The organism is Enterococcus sp. AZ048, assembly GCF_051715125.1.
GTDB lineage: Bacteria > Bacillota > Bacilli > Lactobacillales > Enterococcaceae > Enterococcus_A > Enterococcus_A gilvus.
Map to the genome: position 1 here is coordinate 629,250 of NZ_JBIOTD010000001.1, position 25,751 is coordinate 655,000.

The following is a 25,751-nucleotide window of genomic DNA, read 5'->3' on the forward strand; positions in this document are numbered from 1 at the left end:
AACGATAAATAAATTTATTATAAAAATTTGGAGAGGTGGATTTTTTGAGTACAGTCAAAATAATTCCCTTCAGCGGCGTGCGTGAGAACGGTAAAAACATGTATGCAGTTGAAGTGGACAACGATATTTTTGTCCTCGATTGCGGACTAAAATATCCAGAAAATGAATTGTTGGGGATCGATGTTGTGATTCCTGATTTTACCTATTTAATAGAAAATTCGGATCGTGTAGCGGGGGTTTTCCTGACACATGGGCACGCAGATGCGATCGGGGCTTTGCCTTATTTGGTATCTGAGGTCGCCGTACCTGTCTTCGGAACAGAGTTGACGGTCGAATTAGCGAAATTGACTGTCAGCCAAAATGAAGAAAGCAAAAACTTCAAGGATTTCCACGTGATCGATGAGCACACGGAGATCGATTTTGGGACAGCAGTCATCAGCTTCTTCCGAACCACGCATACGATCCCTGATTCCGTTGGGATCAGTTTGAAGACCAGCGAAGGCAGTGTCGTGTATACAGGAGATTTCAAATTCGACCCGACGGCGATCCCGATGTATGCGACGAACTATCGTCGTTTAGCAGAGATCGGCGGAGAAGGCGTCTTGGCATTATTGAGCTCGTCGTCAAATGCGGAGAATCCGATCCAAGTGGCTTCTGAACGAGAAATCGCCAGTGAAGTCTACGATACCATCAACGAATGGGACGGCCGGATCATTGTCGCCTGTGTCGCCAGCAACCTGCAACGGGTTCAACAAATCTTGAATGCCGCTAAAAAAGCAGGGCGTAAAGTCGTGCTTACAGGTCAAGACTTAGACCGTATCATCAAAACAGGGATGCGTCTGAAAAAACTTGAAGTACCGGAAGATAGTTTGATCACGATCAAAGAAATGAAAAACTACTCACCGGAAGAGCTGATCATTTTAGAAACAGGCCGGATGGGTGAGCCTATCAAATCCTTGCAAAAAATGGCGAACCGCTCGCACCGCAACTTGAAGATCGAAGATGGCGACCTCGTGTATATCACTACGACGCCAACGATCGCGATGGAGACGACAGTCGCGAAAACAGAAGACATGATCTATCGCGCTGGCGGGATCGTGAAGAGTATCTCTGAAAACTTACGCGTATCAGGGCATGCGAATCCACGTGATCTGCAATTGATGATGGACATTATGTCGCCGCAATACTTCATTCCAGTCCAAGGTGAATATCGCCAGTTGTCTGCTCATGCACGTTTGGCGAATGAACTGGGTATGCCTTTCAAGAATATCTTCATCACTGGCCGCGGAGATGTGTTGGAATATAAAAATAAACACATGAGTGCTGCCGGCAGCGTCCCTGCTGATAACATTATGATCGATGGGATCGGTGTGGGGGATATTGGAAATATCGTTTTACGTGACCGAAAAGTCTTGTCTGACGATGGCATCTTTGTCGTCGTTGTGACCATTGATCGTAAATTGAAAAAAATCGTTTCTGCCCCGCAAATCACTTCAAGAGGATTTGTGTACATCAAAGCCAGCCGCGATTTGATCAAGGAAAGTGCCGACATTACCAGTGAGATCGTTGAAAAACATCTCCACTCGGACGATTTTGAATGGAGCAAGCTGAAGCAAGACATTCGAGATCATTTAAGCCGTCACCTGTTTGAACAAACAAAACGTCGTCCTGTGATCTTACCTGTGATCATGGAAGCGAACCAACGTCGCGGACGTCGCAAATAAAGAAATGAGACGCTTCGCCAATCGATTCTGATTGGCGAAGTTTTTTTGATACTTCCTACTCTTATTTTTTGTAAAAAAGGAGTATGATTAAAGGAGTAGTAAATGTAGAGAGGGCTGGTTATATGTTGGAAAAACCATTAAAGTGTCCAAATTGCGGCACACATTTCTTTGTTGACGAAGTATTGAACGTTCAGGATCACCCGAAGGAAGCGATGCCGGTGGAGTGTCCTAATTGCCATCATGTGTACGAAAAACGAATTACGAATGGCTATTTTATGACCTTTGAGGATCGTGAAGAGGGCAAATATGAGACAAAGACGGAAGAGTGATCTTTCGTTTTTTTTTGATTTGATTTTTGAGCTGTTTATCTATTAAAATAGCTATGGCCTATTTGAAGGGTTTTGTCTAGCGGCTCCTGTGAGAGCCACAGTTAATTTTGCCAGAGCGTTCAGCGTTTTTTTGACTGACTCGCAGGCTGTAATGAAAGGAAGTTTTTTTGATGCATACGTATCAAGAGGATGCGGTCGTCCAAAAGAATCGCTGGTGGATCTTAGTTTCCGTGGCGATGTTCACATTCATGTCGACATTGGATTCTAGTATCGTGAATATCGCGCTGCCGACGATCTCGCGAGATTTATCTGTTCCAATGAATAAGGCGGAATGGGTCGTCTCGATTTATTTGATGGTGGTCTGTGCGTGCCTGCTGCTTTTTGGGAAAGTCGGAGACAGCTTCGGCAAGATCAAGGTCTATCGGATCGGGACGGTCGTATTTACCTTAGGGTCGCTGCTGTGCGGCTTCAATCATTCCTTGACCATGCTTTTGTTTGGTCGGGTGATCCAAGGAATCGGTGCCAGCATGACGATGGCGACGAACACAGGGATCACGACAGAGGTCTTTCCTATGAGGGAACGGGGACGAGCTTTAGGGGCGATCGGTGCCTTTGTCTCCTTAGGATCAATCGCAGGTCCGGGTATCGGCGGGTTGATATTGGCTCATTTTTCTTGGTCCTATATTTTCTGGATCAATGTGCCTGTAGGGCTATTGACGATCTTGATCGGTGAAAAATACTTGCCAAAGGATATCACGATGTCCAAAAAGAAAATCGATTGGCTCGGTTTCGTGACGTTCGCGATCACCATCATGAGCTTCTTCGGGGCAGTCTTTATTGGACAAGAAGTCGGCTATATCCATACAGTGCCGCTGCTATTATTCGTCGCAGCCATCGTCTTTTTCGTGATTTTTATTCGTGTGGAGAAGCAAAAGGAAAATCCGCTGCTCGTTTTTCATATTTTGAGAAACAAGTTGTTCACAATGAGCTTGGTCACGGCGCTGCTGATTTTCTCAGCCAATTTCTTCGTGAACGTGGTCATGCCTTTTTACCTGCAAAATGCGCGGGGCCTGACTGCTAGCTATGCGGGGCTGTTAATGATGGTCTTTCCTTTCTTGATGGTCATCGGCTCACCCCTCAGCGGGTATTTGACGGATCAGATCGGTCCTCAGAAGCTGGTGTTGATGGGACTGGCCTTGCTGTCTGTTACACAACTGATGTATGTCTTTATGAATCAAACAAGCCCGATCTGGTACTACATTTTGGCTACAGCGATCATGGGGATGGGGAATGCCTTGTTCCAATCGCCGAACAACACGATCGTCATGAGCAGTGTGGAGAAGGAAAACCTGGGCGTTGCCGGCAGCTTGAATTCCTTCGCTCGGAATTTGGGGATGGTCGTTGGTATCGCGCTGTCTACGACGATCCTTTACAGCGGAATGAGTACCGCTTATGGTCAGAGAGTGACGACCTACATTGAAGGACGGCCAGACATTTTCATTTTTGGGATGCGGGTGACCTTTATGGCCTCCTTTGCGATCTGCGTCATCGCGTGGGTGCTTTCGTTGATTCGATTCCGAAAAAAGACAACGGATCAGACGATCCATTAGTACAAAAGAAGTTGATTGTTACCCGAATGGTAACGGTTGACTTCTTTTTTTTTAGGGACTCTGTTATACTAGTTTTGCTAAGCTGTACTACTATAATAGATAAACTTTATAGCGGGAGGAAAATATGGCGACAAAACACGATTTGATTTTAGAACATATTGAAAATTTGCCGGTGGGAGAACGGATCTCCGTCCGCAGTATCGCAAAAAATTTGCGTGTCAGTGAAGGGACCGCCTATCGTGCGATCAAGGACGCTGAAAATATCGGATTGGTCTCCACGATCCAACGAGTAGGAACGATCCGAATCGAGCGCAAATTAAAGAAAAACATTGAGCGCCTGACCTTTGGTGAAGTGGTCCGCATCATTGAGGGCGACGTTTTGGGTGGTTCGAATGGATTAGACAAAGACTTAAATAAATTTGTCATCGGTGCCATGACGGAAGAAGCGATGCGCCGCTACATCACCCCCGGCTCGTTATTGATCATCGGGAACCGTGAGGGTGCACAAAAGCTGGCCTTGCAGGATGGGGCCGCAGTCCTGATCACAGGTGGTTTTGATACCACACCGGAGATTGCGCAATTGGCGGATGAGCTGTCGTTGCCCGTGCTAAGCACGACGTACGACTCCTTTACTGTCGCAACGATGATCAATCGCGCGTTGAGCGATCAACTGATCAAAAAGGATATCATGCAAGTCAGCGATATCTATATGCCGTTAGAAAAGACGGTGTATCTGCAGGCAGGCGACACGATCGCGAATTATCACCGTTTATCGGAAAAAACGGGTCATTCTCGTTTCCCTGTTGTAAATAAAAGCATGCGGGTCTTGGGTGTCGTTACCGCGAAGGATGTTCTTGGAAAAGCGGAAAATCAAGCGATCGAGCGTGTAATGACCCGCGAACCCAATGTCGTGAAGCAAAGTATGAGTGTCGCGTCTGTCAGCCATCAGATGATTTGGGATGGACTGGAAATGATGCCGGTAGTGAAGGACGACCTTTCATTAGTGGGCATGGTCAGTCGTCAGGATGTCATGAAGGCGATGCAGCTTGTACAGCGTCAGCCACAAATGTCGAATACGATCTCTGACCAAATCGTCGGCGATATCCTAACGGTAGATACAGACCGTGACGACAATCCCCTCGACAATCCGTACTTCAAATTTGAGGTCACTCCTCAAATGGTCAACAGCGTGGGAACGATCTCCTTTGGCGTATTGAGCGAGATCGTCGCCAATGTGGCGCAGCGCAGCATCTTGATCGATCAACGACGCAATACATTGATCGAACAGATGAACCTGTATTATTTGCGGTTGATCCAGTTGGAAAGTGAGATCGAGATTCATTCAAAAACATTAGAACTAGGACGGCGTTCGGCAAAGGTCGATTTGGAAGTCTACATCGATAATGTGATCGTAGCCAAAGCAATCGTGCTTTGCCAAGTGATGGAGCGCTCTTAGAAAGAGGAATAGGTATGACAATAACAGAAGAAATTTTACAAATGATTAAAGACTACGATCGGATCATCATCCATCGTCACATGCGTCCTGATCCAGATGCTCTTGGCTCCCAATGCGGACTCGCTGAGATTTTGCGCGCGACATTTCCTAAAAAAGAGGTCTATCAAGTCGGAGGCCCCGTGGAAGGCTTGGATTTTTTAGCGGAAATGGACGAGATCGCGGATCATCTGTACGAAGGCGCATTGGTGATCGTGACAGACACTGCGAATGCTCCCCGCATCAGTGACGACCGCTACAAGCTGGGAGAAAAACTGATCAAGATCGATCACCATCCGAATGACGATCCATACGGGGATCTGCTTTGGGTCAATACGAAAGCAAGCAGTTGCAGCGAGATCATTGCCGACTTCGCCTTTGCTGAAGACTTGACCGTGACAGAAAATGCGGCACGCTTGCTCTATGGCGGAATCGTGGGAGACACAGGGCGCTTTTTATACCCGGCAACAACCTCCCATACCTTACAGGTTGCGGCGCGTTTGCTCGATTACGGATTCGATGCTACCAAGCTAAATCGAGAGATCGATCAAATCTCATTGGATGTTGCCAAGCTTTCAGGCTATCTTTATCAGAACCTGCAAATCGATGAATACGGTGCCGGGTATGTGTTCTTAGATCAGGCAATCTTAAATAAATACGGCATCAAGGATTCCGATACAGCCTCATTGGTCCCATTGCCAGGAACGATCGACGTCGTACTTGCTTGGGCAGTATTCGTCGAGCAGCCAGAAGGATATTACCGCGTTCGCCTGCGGTCGAAAGGCCCCGTGATCAATGAATTGGCGAAGCAATACCATGGCGGCGGCCATCCGTTAGCCAGCGGCGCGAATGCGAAAGACCAAGCGATGTGCCAGGAAATTTATCAAAAGATCCAAGCTTTATGCGAAGATTACCAAAAAACTGGGGAATGATAAAAAAACTTCAAAAAAAAGAAGTTGACAATCCCCTCATTGGTCTATACAATTCAAAGTGTTAACAATACTGTTTCATGTGACTAGATCATACTAGGCATGGAAAGACACGCAAGGAAGGCTCCTTGTGCATCTTTCCGTGCCTTTTTATTTGGCCAAATAATAACTAGTCGAAACAGCACCACTATTCTGCAGAATGAGGACGAGCAATGAAAATCAAAAAGATACTGAATCAAAATGCCGTTTTAGTTGATGACCATGGAGAAGAAAAAATCGCCATCGGCAAAGGAATCGGTTTTAGCAAACAGAAAAATGATTTGCTTTATTCCCGAGAGATCGAGCGCTTGTTCGTGATGGAGCCGGAGGGACAGCAAAAGCTACAGACCTTATTGAATCAAATTAACGAAACCTATTTCTTTGCTGCCGAAGCCATTATTGATCATGCGGAGACGGTCCTGATGGAGAAGCTCAATGAACATATCTTTATTTCGTTGACGGATCACATCGCTTTTGCTGCGCAAAATATTTCAAATGGGATCGTTGTTCGGAACAAACTACTTAGCGAGATCGAGATTTTATACAGCGAAGAGTTTGGGATCGCGCAATGGGCGGTCGATTACTTGAATCGAACCTTGGAGATTCCGTATGGCTACGATGAGGCGGGCTATATCGCGATCCATATCCATAGTGCGCGAACGGGAAGAGGCAATAACCATGACAGTATTCGAGAAGTCACCATCGTTTCTGACGTGATCCACTTGATTGAAGAAGAATTGGAGATCGCGATCCGTTCTCAGGAGATGGCCTTGGATTATTCTCGTTTGGCGAATCATCTGCGTCTTTTGCTGCAACGTTACCAGACCCAGCGTTACGCGGTCTTAGATCAAGACATCATTGAGATGGTTCGGAACAAGTATCCTGAAAGTTATCAAGTGGCAAAGAAGATTCGTGTCTTTTTGATGAAGACCTATCAGTTAGCGATCACTACAGAAGAATTGGGCTATGTCGCTATTCATGTAGAACGATTGCGAAAAGTAAAAGAACATAAAGGAGAAGAATAGTATGAAAGCATATATGCAGCGCATGGGGCGTTCGTTGATGTTACCTGTGGCAACCTTGCCAGTCGCGGCTTTATTTATGGGGATCGGGTATTGGATCGATCCCAGCGGTTGGGGTGGGAACAATTTGTTGGCCGCTTTCCTGATCAAGGCAGGCGGAACGATCTTGGACAATCTGGGTGTCTTGTTTGCAGTAGGATTGGCCTTAGGAATGTCGAAAGACAAGGATGGCGCGGCGGCTTTGTCGGGATTGGTGGCCTTTTTGACACCGATGACATTAGTGAATAGCGAAGCGGTAGCCATGTTTACCAAAGTCGCGGTGGAAGATGTGAATATCGCCTTTGGTGCCATCAACTTTAAAAACGTCTTTGTCGGAATTTTAGCCGGTTTAGTCGCGGCGGCGATGTACAATCGCTTTAGCGGCGTGAAATTGCCAATGGCGCTGTCTTTCTTCAGCGGAAAGCGGCTGGTGCCTATCGTTACAGCAGGCGTCATGGCGGTACTGTCGGCGATTCTGATTTTCGCCTGGCCACCTGTTTACACCGGCTTAGTCAGCTTTGGTGAGATGATCTCAGGGATGGGACCACTAGGGGCAGGGCTATACGGCCTGTTCAATCGGTTATTGATCCCGACTGGTTTGCATCACGCATTGAACAATGTCTTTTGGTTCAACTTGGCGGGAATCGATGACATTGGTAAATTCTGGGCAAGCGAAGGGGTTCGTGGAATCACAGGCCGTTATCAAGCCGGCTTCTTCCCAGTGATGATGTTCGGTTTACCCGCAGGCGCGTTAGCGATCTATCAATGCGCTCGTCCTGAGAAGAAAAAAGTCACGGCTTCCTTGATGGTCGCGGCCGCTTTTGCTTCTTTCTTTACAGGTGTAACCGAGCCGCTTGAGTTTTCATTCATGTTCGTTGCTTGGCCGTTATATGTCGTTCATGCTATTTTGACAGGGATCTCAATGTTCATCGCGGCGACTTTCCGATGGACCGCAGGGTTCAACTTCAGTGCTGGATTTATTGATTTCTTCTTGAGTTTGCGTGTTCCAATAGCGAATCAGCCGTATATGCTCCTTCTTTTAGGCTTGGTCATGGCCGTGGTTTATTACACGACGTTCCGCTTTGTGATCGTTAAGTTCAATTTGATGACGCCGGGACGTGAAGAAGATGACGGAGAAGAAATGCCGGATATTCGTCTGACTGGCGACAGCAAACACGCGGTCATGGCACAGAAGATCTATGAAGCGCTGGGAGGGCCGGCGAATGTGCAGTCGATCGATAATTGTACGACCCGTCTGCGTCTGCAACTCAAAGACACAGGGGAAGTCAATCAAAGCCAGATCAAGGCCACTGGTGTTCCGGGTCTAAAGGTGATCGATGACACGAATATCCAAGTGATCGTAGGGACTGAAGTCCAATTTGTAGCAGATGAAATGAATCGTCTCCACAATGGCAGCAGTGCAACGCATGCAGTTACGGAGCAGGCGATCGTGGAGGAGGAAGTTCCGAAAACACAGGCGCTGTTTGCAGTAGCCAACGGCCGTTTAGTGCCGATCACGGAAGTGTCCGACGATGTTTTCTCAGAGAAAATGATGGGTGACGGCTATGCTGTATTGCCTACTTCGGGTGAGATTTTCTCCCCTGTTGCAGGGACGATCTCCAATGTCTTTCCAACGAAGCACGCAGTGGGGATCACAACTGCATCAGGCGTCGAAGTCCTGCTGCACATGGGCTTAGATACGGTCGATCTAGGAGGAGAGCCTTTTGAGCTTTATGTCAAAGCCGGACAACAAGTGGGGCGTGGTCAGATGATCGCTAAAGTAGATTTAGAGGCTGTTCGCAAAGCAGGGAAGAAAACCGACATTATTGTTGCGTTGACGAATATGGATAAAGTAAAAAGCTCCGATTTGATCGAAACAAAGGAAGTTCTTGTCAATGAGGTAATCGGTGAAATAACAAGTAATTAGTCCATAACGAAGGTCGTGTCGTCTTAGACATGGCCTTTTTTAGTTATTTAAAAAGAAGTTAGCCATTTATAGCAGAGTTAAAAAATAAATATTCAATAACATTCGTGAAAATAAATAAAAAAAATAGTTGATCTAACCATTTACAAGGCTGTACTTTTAGGCTTATTCTGAAAATATAAAAAACAGAAAGCGATTTCTTGAAAATGGAGGATGGGAACATGGATGTTAAAAAATTAGGTACGCGGCAGTTATTCTTGATGAAACGAGAGTCTTTGGAGAAGAAGATCGTGACTTACTACGAACAATCCGGGGATGCGGATTCTGTGATCGAGTATTTGGTTGCGGTCATGGTGCGGAATGCGCTTAATTTGACGGGGGCTTTTTCTTTTCTCTGCAAAAACCTGCTTCGGGACCTCTTTTTAACAGTCGAGCCGACAGACACCCTGCGCCTCTTTTTGCCCTTTTTCAAGGAATATTTTGAATCCAAAGAATGGGATGGCTTGATCAAGCAGTATTTTGGAAGCCCTTCCGAGTGTTTTGCCCAGACTGAAATGATCCGTTCCTTCAAGAATGCTTTTGAAAAACAGGGCAGTTTGGACCTTTACAGAGAGGGCCTTGTTTATGACATTCGTTCCCGTTTTGAAGATGCGGTGGGCAAGCGCCATCTGCTGACGATTCGCGACGTCGATCCTAACAAAGAGGAGACGTTGGTGGTGGAAATTCTAGAAGTGTTGACGCTGTTGAGTATCTTTGAGGTAGACGGCGTCCGAAAATTCGTGGCATTGGTTGATTACAAAGGCGGCGGTCATGTGGAGACGACTTCCTATAAGGTGGGGAAAGCTAAACAAACGCAAGAAGACACAGTTGTTGAAGAAGCGCCTACAAACACGAAGACCAAAAAACAGCCCGTCCTTGCTGCGGCAGCATCTCCAATCGCCGCATCCCCATCGCCAAAAAAAGCCAATAAGCTGTCTTACGAAGAAGCTGCGGCGATCGTCGAGGCGGAGTATCCGCTGCCGGGGGAAGAAGCTTCGAGCACAGAAAGTCCGTCCCATAACGCCGTCGATCTCCCGCCCAAACCGAAGTCCTCCTACGTGCGCTTTGATAAGACCCCCGAGCAAGTAGAGGAAGAGCAGCGACAGAAAAATCTCAAACGTAGACTGGATAAGCAACAAGGGAAGAAAAAGGACAGTCGAACCAAGCGGAATAGGAAACGAAAATAGCGGATCAAGTGAACCAACGAGATGTTCAGCCATCTTTGGATTGCTTTCGATCAAGGGCAACGGCTGAAATTCTGATAACGAATGTTTTTTATGGAAAGTCTTTTCAAGACAACGCGTTTCAGCTAAACTAAACATTCAGAAAAAAATTATTGGAGGAAGAGTATGCCAAATTGTCCAATGTGTCAATCAGAATACACGTATGAAGATCGCGGCTTGTTTGTTTGCCCAGAATGCGGTCATGAATGGTCAGAAAGTGATGCCGCTGAAGAAGGGCTAGTCGTCAAAGACAGCAACGGCAATCAACTGCAAGAAGGCGATAGCGTCACGGTCATCAAGGACCTTAAAGTCAAAGGGGCATCCGGTGCCATCAAGCAGGGAACCAAGGTCAAAAACATTCGTTTGGTCGAAGGCGATCACAACATTGATTGCAAAGTAGACGGCTTTGGACCAATGAAACTAAAGTCTGAATTTGTTAAGAAGTTATAAGCTAGAGGGATTCTTAGAGTTGTTTTCATAAAAAATTCATGCCTTTCATGTTAAACTAAGATTAGAAAACTGTTTTATTTAAGACAGTCAAATTATCTTTTATTAGAGGAGAATGTATATGTATGGGTATGGATCATTCTATAATTTTCTAGATCCCACGTTTCTATTAGTGATCGCCGGACTGGTCATTTCTGGTTTTGCTTCGGCGTATGTCAATTCGACATTTCGTAAATACGACAAGTTCCGAAGCAGTAAGGGCGTGACTGGGACCCAAGCGGCTGAGTATATTTTGCGCAGTCAAAATATCAATGACGTGGGTGTCCAGCAGATCAGCGGAGACCTGACGGATAATTATAATAGCGGCAATAAGATGTTGAGTTTGTCTGAAGCGACGGCGCAATCGACTTCGGTCGCTGCGATCGGTGTAGCGGCCCACGAGTGCGGACACGCGGTACAGGACGCGAAGAATTACATACCGTTGAGAATGCGGGCGGCCATTGTTCCGGTTGCCAATATCGGTTCAACGCTTTCCTTCCCCTTGATTCTATTGGGTGTATTTATGAGCTGGAATCAGACGTTGATCAATATCGGGATCTTAGCCTTTTCGTTAGCGTTGATTTTCCAACTGGTGACCTTGCCAGTGGAATTCGATGCCTCCAGACGTGCATTGAGCATCTTGCGCGAAGGAAATATGCTGGATGAAGAAGAATTGGCCGGCGCGCGGAAAGTATTGTTTGCTGCGGCATTGACCTATGTCGCTGCGGCTTTAGCAACCTTCCTGCAATTGCTGCGGTTGGTCCTGCTGTTTGGCGGAAATCGGAATAGAAATTAAGAATCGACGACGTGTCGGTTCTTTTTTTATTGAAGGAAAATCCGTCAACGCTGGAGGGCGCTTTCATTTCAACGAGTATCTTAGTATTGATAATTTTAAGTGTGTGGTATGATGGAATGAAGGAAGCCCTTTTGTTTTCTTCGCCGAGTTTATTTTGGCGACGCGCAGAGGGGACAGCGGGTTTTTCGTAAGAAGAATTCATCGAATCAAAATCACTAAGGAGCTGATACTATGAAAAGATCAACCAAAGTAAAAATCGGAGTAGGCGTCGTTGTGGCGGCTAGTACTGCGACAGCTGTAATTGCATCTGGCAAGCTGATCGAAAAAGCGCGCCATGTATCAAATCGTTGTAAGGTGAAACGTTTCGTCAATGACAAATTTGACGGCAGTGACTCACTGTTAGCAATCGTTGATAAACTTTCAGATGATGATTTGGATAATGTCATGAATATTTTGAACAAAATCAAGAGCGGAAAAAAGCGTGTATCGGTCTACGGTGAGTCCATCAAAGATACGACCGAAGATTTAAAAGACCGTTTGATGGACCTTGTAGATAAAATGATGTAAACGATGTGCCAGCGATGGCGCATCTTTTTTTGTGGGTATAATTATGCTAAAGTAAGGAACATCAATACGAGCGAAGTGAGGATACGAATGGAACGCGTGAGTCAATTAACGGAAGAAGAAAAACTTTTTTTTATGCAAGAAGCGATCAGCGAAGCCAATAAGGCGAAGGCGGTCGAGGAGGTGCCGATCGGTGCGGTGGTGGTCTATCGTGGAGAGATCATTGGACGAGGGCACAATTTGCGGGAGCACAGCCAAGACGCGACGAGCCATGCGGAAATGTTCGCGATTCGTGCGGCGTGCAAGGAGCTGGAAAGCTGGAGGCTGGAGGAGTGTCAATTGTTTGTGACGCTGGAGCCCTGTCCAATGTGCAGCGGCGGGATGATTCTTTCCCGAATTGAAGAGGTTTATTTTGGGGCTTATGATCCGAAAGGCGGGACGGCCGGCACCTTGATGAATCTTTTGACGGATGAACGCTTCAACCATCGGGCATATGTCGAAGGCGGGATTCTCGAGGAAGAATGCGGACAGTTGTTGACGAATTTTTTCCGTGAGATTCGGGCACGGAAAAAAAAGACTAGCCAAAACGACTAGAGTTTGTTATACTATTTTTTGCCGAAAGGCAGGACAATGCCGGGCCTGTGAATTGTGTCAGGTCTGGAAGGAAGCAGCACTAAGTAGGATCCGGCATGTGTCTGATATGAATGAAACCAACAGCAGACTTTCGAGTCTGCTTTTTTTTACGAAAACGGGCTGAGGGCTCGTTTTTTTATTTAGCTTAATTGATTGAAGCGCTTTGAAAAGAAGCGTACACTGAGGGTACTAAAGTTGGAGGTGCGAAGGATGAAGGAGAAAAATGCTTTTCACATAAATGGGTACGCGGGATTGGTCGGGTTGATCCTCGTATTATTAGGCGGTGCGTGGTTCGTTATCACAGGCGGCAGCAATCAACGTCTAGGGATGATAATCATAGGGATCATTTTATGGATCATCGCGATCCTGTTCATCAGCTCATTGACGATCGTTGGGCCGAATCAAGCGAAGGCGGTATTGTTTTTTGGAAAATATTTAGGTACGATCAAAGCGAATGGGCTGTTCATCACCACGCCTTTGACGCGGAAGGTACCGATTTCTTTGAAGGTACGAAACTTCAACAGCTCGTTGTTAAAGGTCAATGACTCAGACGGCAATCCGGTAGAAATTTCTGCGGTCGTGGTGTTCAAGGTCGTGGATACAGCCAAAGCGTTGTTCGACGTGGATTATTATTTGGATTTCGTTGAGATACAAAGTGAGACGGCTATTCGTCATATTGCGACCCAATACCCATACGATACCTTTAACGAGGATGATTTGACCTTGCGGGGCAACACTACCGAGGTTTCAGAAGAATTGGCACAGGAATTACAGGAACGATTGGCAATGGCCGGTGTGGAGGTCATTGAGACCCGATTGAATCATTTGGCCTACGCGACAGAGATCGCTAACGCGATGCTGCAGCGGCAACAAGCCAAAGCGATCCTGTCTGCGCGGCAAACCATCGTGGAAGGTGCCGTGACCATGACGCAAATGGCATTGGAACAGATCGAGAATGGGCAAGACATCCATTTTACAGATGACCGCAAAGTGCAACTGATCAACAATCTGCTTGTCTCGATCATTACGGATAAGGGCACACAGCCAGTCATCAACACAGGTGATTTGTCTGAAAAATAATCACTGTATCTCGGAGTAATTGAAAAGGAAATAGGAGGAAGCGCGATGAAAAAACTGTACATCAAACAAAAGGTCTTCAGTATCGGTGAAAAATTCACGGTGACCGATGAAGACCAACGTCCCCGCTATTTTGTCAAAGGAAGTTTCATGAAGATCCCCAAGACCTTCCGAATCGAAGATGAAAACGGCAATGAGGTCAGCCGCATCACGAAGAAAGTCATCAGTCTCTTGCCAAAATTCTTTGTTGAGATGGATGGGAAAGAGGCAATCGAAATCTCTAAACGGGTGAGTTTTTTAAAAGCGAAATATTCGATCTCTGCTGAAGACATCAGTGTCGACGGCAATTGGTGGGATATGGATTTTGAAGTTTCGCAAAAAGGACGCAAAGTGGCAGAGATCCATAAACGCTGGATCTCGTGGGGCGATACCTATGAGATCACGATCTTGAATGACGCACTGGAAGAACTGATCGTTTCTCTAGTCGTAGCGATCGATTGTGTCAAAGAAGACGAGGACGCTGCGCAAACGTCTGCCTCGAATTAAAAAAACCGCGACTGAAGAACGTTCAGTCGCGGTTTTTTGTCGTTAAAAGAGTGTGATTTCTTGCAGAGCAGGGTTTTCGATCGAAAGTAATTGTTCCTTGATCTTCAGACCAGCCTCGCTAGAGCCAGAATAGCCTGTCAGCTTGCCGTTTTTCCCGATCACCCGATGACAAGGGATGAGAATAGGCAGCGGATTCTGACGATTGGCCTGACCGATGGCGCGAACGGCTTTTGGTCGCTGGAGTTTTTCGGCAACGTCTAAATAGCTGCAGGTCTCACCGTAAGGAATCTCTATCAAGGCCTGCCAGACGGCTTGCTGGAAATCCGTTCCCCGCTCAAAGACAAAAGGGACGTCAAAGGTTTGGCGTTCGCCTTTTAGAAAGGCTACTATTTGTTTTTTCGCCGTTTGCAAAATGGCTTGGTTCGCGTCAGGGTGCTCTTCGATCGGTGTGTAAGATAGTTCAGTCAACGCCGTTTGATTCGCATTTAGCCAAAGCGTGCCAAGAATCGTTTCGAATGTCATAGGTCTTCCCCTTCTTTAGCCAAACGAGTCCGTTTGGTCTTCTTTGGCTATATGTTACTATAGATGGGACAAAAAGAGTTGAAACGAGGTAGGATAATGGAAAAAATTATTCTTTTACATACCAATGATCTCCATTCCCATTTAGAAAATTGGCCAAAAATCCGCCGCTTCCTATTGAATCGCAAGCAGGAAGAAACGGCGGAGCAACGGATCATTACGATCGATCTTGGCGATTTTGTCGACCGCTGGCATCCTTTGACCGAAGCGACGGATGGGCAGGCGAACGTTCAGCTAATGAATCAGATCCATTATGACGCGGCAACGATCGGTAACAATGAGGGTGTTGGAAATTCAAAGGAAGAATTGAATCGGTTGTACGATCATGCCAATTTTGACGTGCTCTTAGACAATCTTTTTGATAAGCAAACCTTGCAGCCGCCGAAGTGGGCGCAGCAATCGAAAATCATTACGACCGAACAGGGGACCAAGGTCGGGCTGCTGGCATTTACCGCGCCGTTTCCATTGACCTATAATCCGAACGGCTGGGACATTCGTCAAGTAATGGACATTTTACCCAATCTGGTGGAGGAGCTTCGTCCGCAGGTGGACGTGCTGGTTTTGATGAGTCACCTCGGTATCAGTGTGGATCGCCGTATCGCGCGGGAATTGCCGGCGATCGATGTCATACTAGGCTCCCATACGCACCACTTGTTTGAGACAGGCGAGAAGATCGGTCCGGTCCAACTAGCCGCAGCGGGGAAATATGGGTATTACGTGGGAGAAGTGCATTTAACGATCGATGAAGAGCATCAGATCCAGCAGACGAGCGCGCGGACGTTTGCGACTGAAAAGATGCTGGCGTTGCCTGAAGACCAGGAGGAGATCGAGGGGTATCTGACGGAAGGGCATCGTCTATTGGCTGAAAAGAAAGTGGCGGAGGTTCCTTACGCGATGCGTACAGATCTCCAATCGGAGCATCCGATGATCGAGGACACGTTAAAGGCGGTCAAGGAAGCTGCAAACGTGGACGCCGCCGTCTTGAATTCAGGGCTGTTTTTGACAGATGTACCTGCCGGAGTCGTCGATCAAGACCAATTACACCGGGCACTGCCGCATCCGATGCACTTGATCAAAGTGACGCTAGACGGCGCCAATCTGATTCGGTTGATTTTAGAGATGGAAAAGAACCGCCATTTTTTGATCAACTTTCCAGTAATGGGCATGGGTTTTCGTGGGAAAGTCTTTGGTCACTTGGTCTATGATGGGATCGCCTACGATTCCGTCAATCATCAAGTACGTTGGCTGGGAGAGCCGATCGATCCGGAGTTGGAGTATACACTTGCAACAGTCGATCATTATATGTTCGTTCCCTTTTTCCCAACGATCGAGATCGCTGGACAGTATGAATTTCTATTTCCTGATTTTATTCGCAGTGTTTTGGGAGACTATCTCCACACTCACTACCCAATCAAATAAAAACAAGGTATAATATCACACAGGTGGTGAAACGATGGCAAAAGAAAAAAGAGACATAAAAGAGAAGAAACAACATCCAGAAAAAACAGTCACGGATGAGCTGACTGAGGTCTTAGATGAAATCGTTGAGACACCCGCTGAAGAAAAGAAAAAAGGCGAACCCGTCGTATTTGTCGGCGATAGTAATCTTTTGATTGGTGAACGCCAATACCGTTTAGTTAGAAATTATCGTGAAGGCTTTGATGCCGAACGTTTAGGTGAACGCTTTAGTGAGGTCTTGACACGCTACGATTATATCGTCGGCGACTGGGGATATGACCAGTTGCGTCTGAAGGGCTTTTTCCGCGAAGACGATCGGAAAAGCTTGCCAGAACAGCGCATTGATACATTAGAAGATTATTTATACGAATATTGTAATTTCGGCTGTGCTTATTTTGTGCTGGAACGAACAGGCGGCAAACGCCAACAAACCCGCAAGAAACGTAAGCGCAAACGGAAAGACAAACCGCAAGCATTCGTAGAAGAGAAAAAAGCACCGGTGGCAGAAAAGCCTAAGAAAAAACCGGTGATCAAAAACCGACAGCCGAAAAAAGAAGTCCCAATGAAAACAAAAGAAAAAGACGAACGCTTCGTGATTCGTCAAAGAGAAGAGTCTTAAGATGTATAAAGGATATTTGATTGATTTAGATGGCACGATCTATCGTGGAAGCGAACCGATCCCGGCTGGTCGGCGTTTTGTGGAGCACTTGCAGGAGCGAAAGATCCCCTTTCTATTTCTAACCAATAATACAACCAAGACCCCTGCGACGGTGGCGGATCGTTTAGCCAATGAATTTTCGATCCACGTTCGTCCAGAGGCGGTCTATACAGCGACCCTAGCAACGATCGACTATATGAACGACGCTGCGAAAGGGAAGAAGGTCTTCGTTATTGGCGAACCTGGGCTGATCGATCCGATCCTTTCGGCGGGCTACGTTTGGGAGGAAGAGCAGCCGGATTATGTCGTAGTTGGACTGGATACTGCGGTCACCTATGAACACTTCGTCACTGCGACCCTTGCGATCCAGAAGGGGGCGACCTTTATTGGAACGAATCCAGATAAAAATATTCCGACAGAGCGCGGGCTGCTGCCTGGTGCTGGTTCGGTGATCGCGATGGTGGAGGCTGCGACACAACAAAAAGCGACCTATATCGGAAAACCAGAAGCAATCATTATGGAGAAGGCCGTGGAGATCTTAGGGATGGAGAAATCCGAAGTCTTGATGGTCGGTGACAATTATACGACGGATATCTTAGCCGGGATCAACAACGAGATCGATTCTTTGCTAGTGTTGTCAGGCTTCACTCAAAAAGAGGATGTACCTACATTACCTGTTCCGCCGACCTACCTAGTAGAGTCGTTGGATGAATGGCACTTCGATGAAAACTAAGGGACTGGAACGTCTAGGCTTGGTTTGTTTGCTGCTGACCTTGCTGACCTTGGCCATCACCTTGACGATCAATGCGCGCTGGCTGTATCAATTGGACATTCGGCATCTGGGGTTGTTGGATTATACGACGCTCTCAGAAAAGGAACTGCTGCATAATTTCGATCAGTTGATGCGTTACTTGAATCTGCCGTGGGTGGAGACGCTGAAGATGACGGATTTTCCTGTTTCAGCAAATGGGGCGCTGCATTTTTATGAAGTGAAGCGGCTGTTTCTAGTGAATTACGGCGTATTGCTCGTGACGGTCATTCCAAGTATTGTTTACGTTCGGCATCTAAACAAGCAGCAGCGACTGTGGACGATGATCCAACCATTCCGTATCGCGGTCGTTGTTCCGATCGTGATCGCCTTTTTGATGGCGGTAAATTTTGATCGCTTCTTTGTGCTTTTCCACGGTGTCTTTTTTAATAACGATGCGTGGATATTCAATCCGGCGACTGATCCGATCATCAACGTTTTACCAGAGACATTTTTCCTCCACAGCTTCATTCTTTTTTTCGTGTTGCTGGAGATTTTTTATTTATTGCCGATCTATTTCGGGAAAAGAGCATTAAAAAAAGAGCGCTAAGCTCTTTTTTTAATGCTCTTTATTTGACGATGCTGTCTAAGTTTCGCGGATTTTCGTGAGCCAAACGGCTAGCAGCAGACGCAGCGATCGCTCCGACAAGGTCATCCAAGAAGGTATGGACGTGGACGCCGTCGTGTTCGTTGAGTTTTTTCAAGATGCCGGGTTTGACCTTGTCGATGTAGCCATAATTTGTAAAGCCGATGGAACCATAAACGTTGACGATGGACAGCGCCATGATCTCGTCAATGCCATAAAGGCCTTCATCTTCTTCCAAAATCGTTTGCAAAGGATAATCCAGCTTCTTCTGCTCCGCCAATTTGTCCAACTCAATGCCGGTGATGATCGCGTTGTGGACTTCTCTTTTTGTCAACACACGGTTGACGCTATGGATGCACAATTCGATATCTAATTTTTCGATGTAATCCTTTTGCAGGAAAAAGACCAAGTCCGCGATATCTTCGATGGTGACGCCGCGTTCTTCTAACAGGTCACGGGCTTTCTTTTCAAGTGCCGTCGTTTCAAATACCATGTGGTACCTCCTTGTGACGATTAATTTTGTGGAAACAAGCTCGTACTATGACCGGGCTGTGCACGGTTTTTAGGATTTACATAATGCAGCGCATTGTTGACAGCTGTTGGGGCCTCACCCATACCTGTAGCAATCAATTTTACTTTGCCGTCATAGGTGGCGATATCTCCGCAAGCATAGACGCCAGGGATCGACGTGCGCATATCTGATTCAACCAAAATCGCCAGTCGGGTACTTTCCAATCCCCAAGAGCGCAAATGATCCAGAGAAGAAGAGAAGCCATAGTTTACGATCAAATAATCCACATTCAACGTAATTGTCTCATCACTTTTCGCTTTTTGTAAAGTCAGATCCTCTAATTCCTGTTCTCCGTGAAGTTCCTTCAAGAGGTAAGGCGTGTAAATGTTGATAGAGGAGTCTTTTAATTTTTGCACACTGTGCTCATGTCCGCGGAAATTGTCACGGCGATGGATGATAGAGACTTCATCGGCAATGGGCTCCAACATCAGCGCCCAGTCGATCGCAGAATCGCCGCCGCCAGCGATCGCCACTTTTTTACCGGCGTATTTCATCAAATCATTGATGTAATAATCAATGCCATGATTTTCATAAGTGTCTGCGTCATCGATCATCAAACGTCTTGGTTGAAACGATCCATTTCCAAGTGCTAAAACGACGGCTTTGGTGTAATGACTGTCCTTATTCGTGACTAGCTCCAAGTAGTCGTCGTGCTGCTTTAGTGCGAGGACTTCTTCGTCCAAGCAATAGGTATGAGAAAATGTGCGTAATTGTTTTTCTAAGTTGCCAACCAGATCTGCCGCTTTAACGACGGGAAATCCAGGAATATCATAAATATTTTTTTCGGGATAAAGTGTCGTCAGTTGTCCTCCCAACTGCGGCAGGCTGTCTATCAGCTTCGTTTTTGCCTGACGGATACCTGCGTAAAAAGCCGCGAACATCCCGACTGGACCCGCACCTACGATGGTTATATCAAAAATTTCCATATCAACACCCTTTCTTCCCATCGATTGTAACAAATAAATGAGAGAGAAAGAAACGCTTGGCTTGCAGAGGTGGCAAATGGAGAAAAGTTTGTTATGATGGACACAGTGAAAAAATAAAGGAGGACATTGAAGTGACTCAATTTCCACAATTAAACTTAGCAGAAGAAAAAGGTCCAAAAGCGACGATCAAAACCAACATGGGGGATATCATCGTACAACTATTTCCTGAAGATGCCCCAAAAACGGTAAAAAACTTTGTTGAACTAGCGAAGAAAGGGTATTACGACGGCGTGATCTTCCACCGTGTCATCCCTGATTTCATGATTCAAGGCGGCGACCCAACAGGTACAGGCATGGGCGGCGAAAGCATTTATGGCGAAAAATTTGAAGACGAATTCTCCCGCAACCTATTCAACCTGCGTGGGGCATTATCAATGGCAAACGCTGGTCCAAATACCAACGGCAGCCAATTCTTCATCGTCAACAACCAAAATGTTCCTGCGAACATGATGACGCAATTAGAAGAAGCTGGATTCCCAGGCGAAATCATTGAAACTTATAAACAAGGTGGAACACCATGGTTGGACTTCCGTCACACAGTGTTCGGTCAAGTCGTTGAAGGCATGGACGTTGTAGACGACATCGGTGCAGCAAAACGCGGACCGCAAGACAAACCAGTGAATGACATCGTTATCGAAACAATCGAAATTACAGAATAAAAAAACGGCCAATCGGCCGTTTTTTTATTTTAAAGCAGTCACGATGCGACGCAGACCTTCTTCTAACGTTGCGCGAGGGCAAGCGACATTCAACCGCATATGCTGTTTTCCGCTCGGTCCATAACTGACCCCGGCGTTCAAGACGACTTTTCCTTTATGGATCAACCGTTCCTCTAATTCCTCGTCTGACAGGCCGTAAGCGGAGAAGTCCAGCCACAAAAGATAGGTGCCTTCGGGCTTCATGATCCTTACTTCAGGCAGCTCTTTTTGGAAAAAGTCTTGCGTGTAGGCGACATTTGCTTGGATATAGGGGAGTAATTCCTCTAGCCACTCTTTCCCCGTTTCGTAGGCAGCCTCCATTCCCACCAAGCCAAAGGTATTGATCTCTTGCTGGAAGTTCTCCTCTTGCTTGCGGAGAAGCTGTTTGCGCAGCTTGTCATTTTTTACAAACGCGACTGAATTTTTGATTCCAGCAAGGTTGAAGGTTTTCGTCATTGATGTAAATTGCAAGCTGAATGAACAAAACGCGTCTCCGGCATTAAAGAAGGAGGTCATTTCGTGAGGAGCAAAAACCAAATCCTGATGGATCTCATCACTTAAAACGAGAACGTTGTATTGCTGGCAGAGGGCACCTAAACGCTGCAACTCCTCTTTTGACCAGACACGTCCGCCAGGGTTGTGAGGATTACACAAAATCATGACCTTTACATGGTGCTGTTTGAATTTTTCTTCTATATCTGCATAATCCATGACAAAACGCCCCGACTCTTCAATCAACTGACTGCGGACAAGCTGGCGGCGATTGGTCTTGATGATCCCAGCAAAGGGAGGATAGACAGGGTCGTGGATCAGGACGGCATCATTTGGCTTTGTAAATGCTTGAATCGCCGTATTGATCCCAGCTAGTACGCCGGAGAAAAAGAGGATGTGGTCTTTTTCCAATGCTAATTGATGCTGCTCCTGCTCCCAAGCAATCACGGCATCGTACAAACCTTCAGGCGTCTCTGCATACCCTAATACTCCGTGCTCTAAAAGTTTTTGGTAGGCGTTCAGTACGCCTTCTGGTGCTTTGAAATCCATATCCGCGATCCAAAGGGGCAGCAACTCTTTTTCATTGTACATGTGAAGAATGGCGTCCCATTTTACGCTGTTCGAGCCAAGCCGGTCGATCGGCTGTTCAAAAGTTGTCATTTTAGTACCTCCTGTTTGATAACTTCAATTTTATCTATAAATACAGTATAATGAAACATGCGAAAAGAGGGAAATGAATGGGATATAAAATTGGAGATATTATTGAAGGTCGTGTAACAGGTATCCAGCCGTACGGTGCATTCATCTCATTGGATGATCAGACGCAAGGGCTGGTGCACATATCAGAGGTACAATCCGGCTACACTAAAAATATTCACAGTTTTTTAGAGGTCGGCCAACTGGTGAGGGTGCAGATCATTGACATTGATGAATACACAAAGAAGATCAGTTTGTCATTGCGGACATTGCTGGAGCATCCCGTTGAAGTGCCGTATCATCGGAAACGCTACTTTACCAACCGCAACAAAAACATTGGGTTTCGTTCATTGGAAAAGAATATGCCTGAATGGACAGAAGAAGCGATTGATTTCTTATTGAAAGAAAGAGTTGAAAACTAATCGTCTTTTTATGCAAAAATTGTCTTTTTTTCTGAAAACATGATACAATAGGGATGATTTACGATTAGCTTTTGCAGAGGTGAAAATTGTGACAAAACAAGTATCTGGTACAATCATGTTGCATTTAGAAGATGGATCGAAACGTTTTTTAGTTCACGAAATAGGAAATGAGAAAGAATTTGCCCGCACTGATACCAAAGCTGAAAACACTGTTTTAGCTAGCTTTTTGAATTTTTTGAAAGCAACACTACATATTGATGTGACGAATATTCGGTTGGTCGAACTAACGAATACTCAGTCACACGGCGACAACTTACCCCTTTATGTATTTGAAATGGCGAGTGAAGAAGTCACTACGCTGCCAAATGGATTTGTCTGGGAGACGCCTGACAGCTTGAGAAAGATACTTGGAACGATTGAAATCGAAGGTGTACCATTATTTGAATAGATACGTAAAAAGAGCTTATGAAAATAAGTTCTTTTTTTTTTGAAAAAAACAGTTGACCGATAGTTCATTAAGTGGTAAATTAATAAACGTTGCTGATGCAGTGAAAGCCGAACGATGGCTTTCGGAATTAAAAAAACTTCAAAAAAGTTGTTGACATTCACTCAGTAACCTGTTAAGATATAAAAGTTGCTGAAACAAAGCGACAAACAACGTAGACCTTTGAAAACTGAACGAATAAAACAAACCAAATGTGTAGGGCGCTTCTATTATATAGAAGCAAACAACATAGCAAGCAATATGCTAGCAAGTCAATTATTAAATTGAGCTTAACAATCGCAAGATTGTTTCAAACACTTTATATGAGAGTTTGATCCTGGCTCAGGACGAACGCTGGCGGCGTGCCTAATACATGCAAGTCGAACGCTTTTTCTTTCACCGGAGCTTGCTCCACCGAAAGAAAAGGAGTGGCGAACGGGTGAGTAACACGTGGGTAACCTGCCCATCAGAAGGGGATAACACTTGGAAACAGGTGCTAATACCGTATAACAATAGAAACCGCATGGTTTCTATTTGAAAGGCGCTTTTGCGTCACTGATGGATGGACCCGCGGTGCATTAGCTAGTTGGTGAGGTAACGGCTCACCAAGGCAACGATGCATAGCCGACCTGAGAGGGTGATCGGCCACATTGGGACTGAGACACGGCCCAAACTCCTACGGGAGGCAGCAGTAGGGAATCTTCGGCAATGGACGAAAGTCTGACCGAGCAACGCCGCGTGAGTGAAGAAGGTTTTCGGATCGTAAAACTCTGTTGTTAGAGAAGAACAAGGATGAGAGTAAAAAGTTCATCCCTTGACGGTATCTAACCAGAAAGCCACGGCTAACTACGTGCCAGCAGCCGCGGTAATACGTAGGTGGCAAGCGTTGTCCGGATTTATTGGGCGTAAAGCGAGCGCAGGCGGTTTCTTAAGTCTGATGTGAAAGCCCCCGGCTCAACCGGGGAGGGTCATTGGAAACTGGGAAACTTGAGTGCAGAAGAGGAGAGTGGAATTCCATGTGTAGCGGTGAAATGCGTAGATATATGGAGGAACACCAGTGGCGAAGGCGGCTCTCTGGTCTGTAACTGACGCTGAGGCTCGAAAGCGTGGGGAGCAAACAGGATTAGATACCCTGGTAGTCCACGCCGTAAACGATGAGTGCTAAGTGTTGGAGGGTTTCCGCCCTTCAGTGCTGCAGCTAACGCATTAAGCACTCCGCCTGGGGAGTACGACCGCAAGGTTGAAACTCAAAGGAATTGACGGGGGCCCGCACAAGCGGTGGAGCATGTGGTTTAATTCGAAGCAACGCGAAGAACCTTACCAGGTCTTGACATCCTTTGACCACTCTAGAGATAGAGCTTCCCCTTCGGGGGCAAAGTGACAGGTGGTGCATGGTTGTCGTCAGCTCGTGTCGTGAGATGTTGGGTTAAGTCCCGCAACGAGCGCAACCCTTATTGTTAGTTGCCATCATTTAGTTGGGCACTCTAGCGAGACTGCCGGTGACAAACCGGAGGAAGGTGGGGATGACGTCAAATCATCATGCCCCTTATGACCTGGGCTACACACGTGCTACAATGGGAAGTACAACGAGTCGCGAAGTCGCGAGGCTAAGCTAATCTCTTAAAGCTTCTCTCAGTTCGGATTGTAGGCTGCAACTCGCCTACATGAAGCCGGAATCGCTAGTAATCGCGGATCAGCACGCCGCGGTGAATACGTTCCCGGGCCTTGTACACACCGCCCGTCACACCACGAGAGTTTGTAACACCCGAAGTCGGTGAGGTAACCTTTTGGAGCCAGCCGCCTAAGGTGGGATAGATGATTGGGGTGAAGTCGTAACAAGGTAGCCGTATCGGAAGGTGCGGCTGGATCACCTCCTTTCTAAGGAAATAGTTCATCTTAGATGAACGTTACGGAAACTACACAGGCTTGCTTTTATTCGTTCAGTTTTGAGAGGTCTACTCTCAAATCGTTCATTGAAAACTGGATACAGAAACAAAATGTTAAACAAACCGAGAACACCGCGTTGAATGAGTTTTTTAATAAGTTCAATTGCTTATTTATTACTAAGGAACATGATCGCTCATGGAAATTAGTAAGACCCTTGACGCAAGTCAAGATAAGGTTAAGTGAATAAGGGCGCACGGTGGATGCCTTGGCACTAGGAGCCGATGAAGGACGGGACTAACACCGATATGCTTCGGGGAGCTGTAAGTAAGCTTTGATCCGGAGATTTCCGAATGGGGAAACCCAGCATCTTTTATAGGATGTTACTTTTCAGTGAATACATAGCTGAATAGAGGTAGACGCAGAGAACTGAAACATCTAAGTACCTGCAGGAAGAGAAAGAAAAATCGATTCCCTGAGTAGCGGCGAGCGAAACGGGAAAAGCCCAAACCAAGAGGCTTGCCTCTTGGGGTTGTAGGACTCCAATATGGTAGTTCAGTGAGATAGTCGAAGGACCTGGAAAGGTCTGCTAGAAAGGGTAAAAGCCCCGTAGACAAAATTTGACTGGCACCTAGGAGGATCCTGAGTACGGCGGAACACGAGGAATTCCGTCGGAATCCGGGAGGACCATCTCCCAAGGCTAAATACTCCCTAGTGACCGATAGTGAACCAGTACCGTGAGGGAAAGGTGAAAAGCACCCCGGAAGGGGAGTGAAATAGATCCTGAAACCGTGTGCCTACAACAAGTTAGAGCCCGTTAATGGGTGATAGCGTGCCTTTTGTAGAATGAACCGGCGAGTTACGATTACTTGCGAGGTTAAGTTGAAAAGACGGAGCCGCAGCGAAAGCGAGTCTGAATAGGGCGAATGAGTAAGTGGTCGTAGACCCGAAACCATG

25 protein-coding genes, 2 rRNA genes and 1 other RNA gene (1 of these 28 only partly in view) are annotated in these 25,751 nt (G+C 46.4%); 24 read left to right on the forward strand and 4 right to left on the reverse strand.

Annotated features, from left to right (window positions below; genetic code table 11):
• Positions 1–44: 44 nt before the first annotated feature.
• The 15 genes from IGI66_RS03145 (at position 45) to IGI66_RS03215 (ending at position 14,472) form a co-directional block, all read left to right on the forward strand.
• On the forward strand, positions 45–1,724 hold the full coding sequence (locus IGI66_RS03145; RefSeq protein WP_438847550.1) for a ribonuclease J: 1,680 nt from the start codon (positions 45–47) through the stop codon (positions 1,722–1,724).
• A 122-nt stretch (positions 1,725–1,846) separates the two neighbouring features.
• Positions 1,847–2,053, forward strand: a complete 207-nt coding sequence (locus IGI66_RS03150; protein ID WP_010781741.1) for an MJ0042-type zinc finger domain-containing protein — start codon at positions 1,847–1,849, stop codon at positions 2,051–2,053.
• Between the two features lie 170 nt (positions 2,054–2,223).
• Positions 2,224–3,663, forward strand: coding sequence for an MFS transporter (locus IGI66_RS03155; protein WP_010781740.1), 1,440 nt, complete (start codon positions 2,224–2,226; stop codon positions 3,661–3,663).
• A 124-nt stretch (positions 3,664–3,787) separates the two neighbouring features.
• Positions 3,788–5,119, forward strand: a complete 1,332-nt coding sequence (locus IGI66_RS03160; protein WP_010781739.1) for a DRTGG domain-containing protein — start codon at positions 3,788–3,790, stop codon at positions 5,117–5,119.
• Positions 5,120–5,133: 14 nt separating this feature from the next.
• A complete protein-coding gene (locus tag IGI66_RS03165) occupies positions 5,134–6,087 on the forward strand; it encodes a DHH family phosphoesterase (protein WP_438847553.1) in 954 nt (317 codons plus the stop codon).
• A gap of 209 nt (positions 6,088–6,296) precedes the next feature.
• Positions 6,297–7,148 (forward strand): PRD domain-containing protein, encoded by an 852-nt coding sequence (locus IGI66_RS03170; RefSeq protein WP_010781737.1) that lies wholly within the window; start codon positions 6,297–6,299, stop codon positions 7,146–7,148.
• Position 7,149: 1 nt separating this feature from the next.
• Positions 7,150–9,111 carry an N-acetylglucosamine-specific PTS transporter subunit IIBC gene (gene nagE / locus IGI66_RS03175; protein ID WP_114523946.1) on the forward strand — a complete coding sequence of 654 codons (1,962 nt, stop codon included), beginning with the start codon at positions 7,150–7,152 and terminating at the stop codon, positions 9,109–9,111.
• A 218-nt stretch (positions 9,112–9,329) separates the two neighbouring features.
• On the forward strand, positions 9,330–10,334 hold the full coding sequence (locus IGI66_RS03180; protein ID WP_438847555.1) for a hypothetical protein: 1,005 nt from the start codon (positions 9,330–9,332) through the stop codon (positions 10,332–10,334).
• 162 nt (positions 10,335–10,496) lie between these two features.
• A complete protein-coding gene (locus tag IGI66_RS03185; RefSeq protein WP_010781734.1) occupies positions 10,497–10,820 on the forward strand; it encodes a zinc ribbon domain-containing protein YjdM in 324 nt (107 codons plus the stop codon).
• Between the two features lie 118 nt (positions 10,821–10,938).
• Positions 10,939–11,652: a zinc metallopeptidase gene (locus IGI66_RS03190; RefSeq protein ID WP_010781733.1), complete on the forward strand. Its 714-nt coding sequence runs from the start codon at positions 10,939–10,941 to the stop codon at positions 11,650–11,652.
• A gap of 231 nt (positions 11,653–11,883) precedes the next feature.
• The gene (locus IGI66_RS03195; protein ID WP_010781732.1) at positions 11,884–12,219 is read left to right on the forward strand and encodes a hypothetical protein; all 336 of its coding nucleotides are present in this window, start codon (positions 11,884–11,886) and stop codon (positions 12,217–12,219) included.
• Positions 12,220–12,306: 87 nt separating this feature from the next.
• Positions 12,307–12,810 carry a tRNA adenosine(34) deaminase TadA gene (tadA, locus tag IGI66_RS03200; protein WP_086305465.1) on the forward strand — a complete coding sequence of 168 codons (504 nt, stop codon included), beginning with the start codon at positions 12,307–12,309 and terminating at the stop codon, positions 12,808–12,810.
• Positions 12,811–12,836: 26 nt separating this feature from the next.
• Positions 12,837–12,920, forward strand: an RNA gene (gene ffs, locus IGI66_RS03205) — signal recognition particle sRNA small type.
• A 139-nt stretch (positions 12,921–13,059) separates the two neighbouring features.
• The gene (locus IGI66_RS03210) at positions 13,060–13,929 is read left to right on the forward strand and encodes an SPFH domain-containing protein (protein WP_010781660.1); all 870 of its coding nucleotides are present in this window, start codon (positions 13,060–13,062) and stop codon (positions 13,927–13,929) included.
• A 45-nt stretch (positions 13,930–13,974) separates the two neighbouring features.
• On the forward strand, positions 13,975–14,472 hold the full coding sequence (locus IGI66_RS03215) for an LURP-one-related/scramblase family protein (protein ID WP_438847558.1): 498 nt from the start codon (positions 13,975–13,977) through the stop codon (positions 14,470–14,472).
• Positions 14,473–14,514: 42 nt separating this feature from the next.
• Here IGI66_RS03215 and IGI66_RS03220 read toward each other — a convergent pair whose 3' ends face one another.
• On the reverse strand, positions 14,515–14,994 hold the full coding sequence (locus tag IGI66_RS03220) for a methylated-DNA--[protein]-cysteine S-methyltransferase (RefSeq protein WP_367377627.1): 480 nt from the start codon (positions 14,992–14,994) through the stop codon (positions 14,515–14,517).
• A gap of 96 nt (positions 14,995–15,090) precedes the next feature.
• Here IGI66_RS03220 and IGI66_RS03225 point away from each other — a divergent pair, with 96 nt between their 5' ends.
• Genes IGI66_RS03225 through IGI66_RS03240 form a run of 4 tightly spaced genes read left to right on the forward strand, consistent with a single transcriptional unit; the run spans position 15,091 to position 18,525 of the window.
• Positions 15,091–16,470, forward strand: a complete 1,380-nt coding sequence (locus IGI66_RS03225) for a bifunctional metallophosphatase/5'-nucleotidase (RefSeq protein ID WP_367377628.1) — start codon at positions 15,091–15,093, stop codon at positions 16,468–16,470.
• A gap of 34 nt (positions 16,471–16,504) precedes the next feature.
• Positions 16,505–17,128, forward strand: a complete 624-nt coding sequence (locus IGI66_RS03230; RefSeq protein ID WP_438847561.1) for a YutD family protein — start codon at positions 16,505–16,507, stop codon at positions 17,126–17,128.
• A 1-nt stretch (position 17,129) separates the two neighbouring features.
• Positions 17,130–17,900, forward strand: coding sequence for a TIGR01457 family HAD-type hydrolase (locus IGI66_RS03235; protein ID WP_086305468.1), 771 nt, complete (start codon positions 17,130–17,132; stop codon positions 17,898–17,900).
• Entirely contained in the window at positions 17,890–18,525 is a 636-nt protein-coding gene (locus IGI66_RS03240) for a TIGR01906 family membrane protein (protein ID WP_044926400.1), read from the forward strand. Before IGI66_RS03235 ends, IGI66_RS03240 begins: the two co-directional genes overlap by 11 nt.
• 19 nt (positions 18,526–18,544) lie before the next feature.
• On the opposite strand, the gene IGI66_RS03245 is transcribed toward IGI66_RS03240, so the two are convergent.
• Complete coding sequence (locus tag IGI66_RS03245; RefSeq protein WP_010781653.1) at positions 18,545–19,054, reverse strand: phosphatidylglycerophosphatase A family protein; 510 nt, start codon at positions 19,052–19,054, stop codon at positions 18,545–18,547.
• 20 nt (positions 19,055–19,074) lie between these two features.
• Positions 19,075–20,058: an NAD(P)/FAD-dependent oxidoreductase gene (locus IGI66_RS03250; RefSeq protein ID WP_438847564.1), complete on the reverse strand. Its 984-nt coding sequence runs from the start codon at positions 20,056–20,058 to the stop codon at positions 19,075–19,077.
• 131 nt (positions 20,059–20,189) lie between these two features.
• Here IGI66_RS03250 and IGI66_RS03255 point away from each other — a divergent pair, with 131 nt between their 5' ends.
• Positions 20,190–20,777 (forward strand): peptidylprolyl isomerase, encoded by a 588-nt coding sequence (locus IGI66_RS03255; protein ID WP_086305471.1) that lies wholly within the window; start codon positions 20,190–20,192, stop codon positions 20,775–20,777.
• Between the two features lie 24 nt (positions 20,778–20,801).
• On the opposite strand, the gene IGI66_RS03260 is transcribed toward IGI66_RS03255, so the two are convergent.
• Positions 20,802–21,968, reverse strand: coding sequence for a MalY/PatB family protein (locus IGI66_RS03260; RefSeq protein ID WP_438847566.1), 1,167 nt, complete (start codon positions 21,966–21,968; stop codon positions 20,802–20,804).
• Positions 21,969–22,045: 77 nt separating this feature from the next.
• Between IGI66_RS03260 and IGI66_RS03265 the strand changes: the two genes are divergently transcribed.
• The 4 genes from IGI66_RS03265 to IGI66_RS03280 all read left to right on the forward strand — a co-directional run.
• A complete protein-coding gene (locus IGI66_RS03265; RefSeq protein WP_010781649.1) occupies positions 22,046–22,426 on the forward strand; it encodes a CvfD/Ygs/GSP13 family RNA-binding post-transcriptional regulator in 381 nt (126 codons plus the stop codon).
• Between the two features lie 85 nt (positions 22,427–22,511).
• Complete coding sequence (locus tag IGI66_RS03270) at positions 22,512–22,874, forward strand: hypothetical protein (protein ID WP_174293655.1); 363 nt, start codon at positions 22,512–22,514, stop codon at positions 22,872–22,874.
• A gap of 355 nt (positions 22,875–23,229) precedes the next feature.
• Positions 23,230–24,788 (forward strand): 16S ribosomal RNA (locus IGI66_RS03275).
• A 242-nt stretch (positions 24,789–25,030) separates the two neighbouring features.
• A 23S ribosomal RNA gene (locus IGI66_RS03280) occupies positions 25,031–25,751 on the forward strand (it continues 2,192 nt past the right edge of the window).
• Together the 16S and 23S rRNA genes form the textbook arrangement of a ribosomal RNA operon.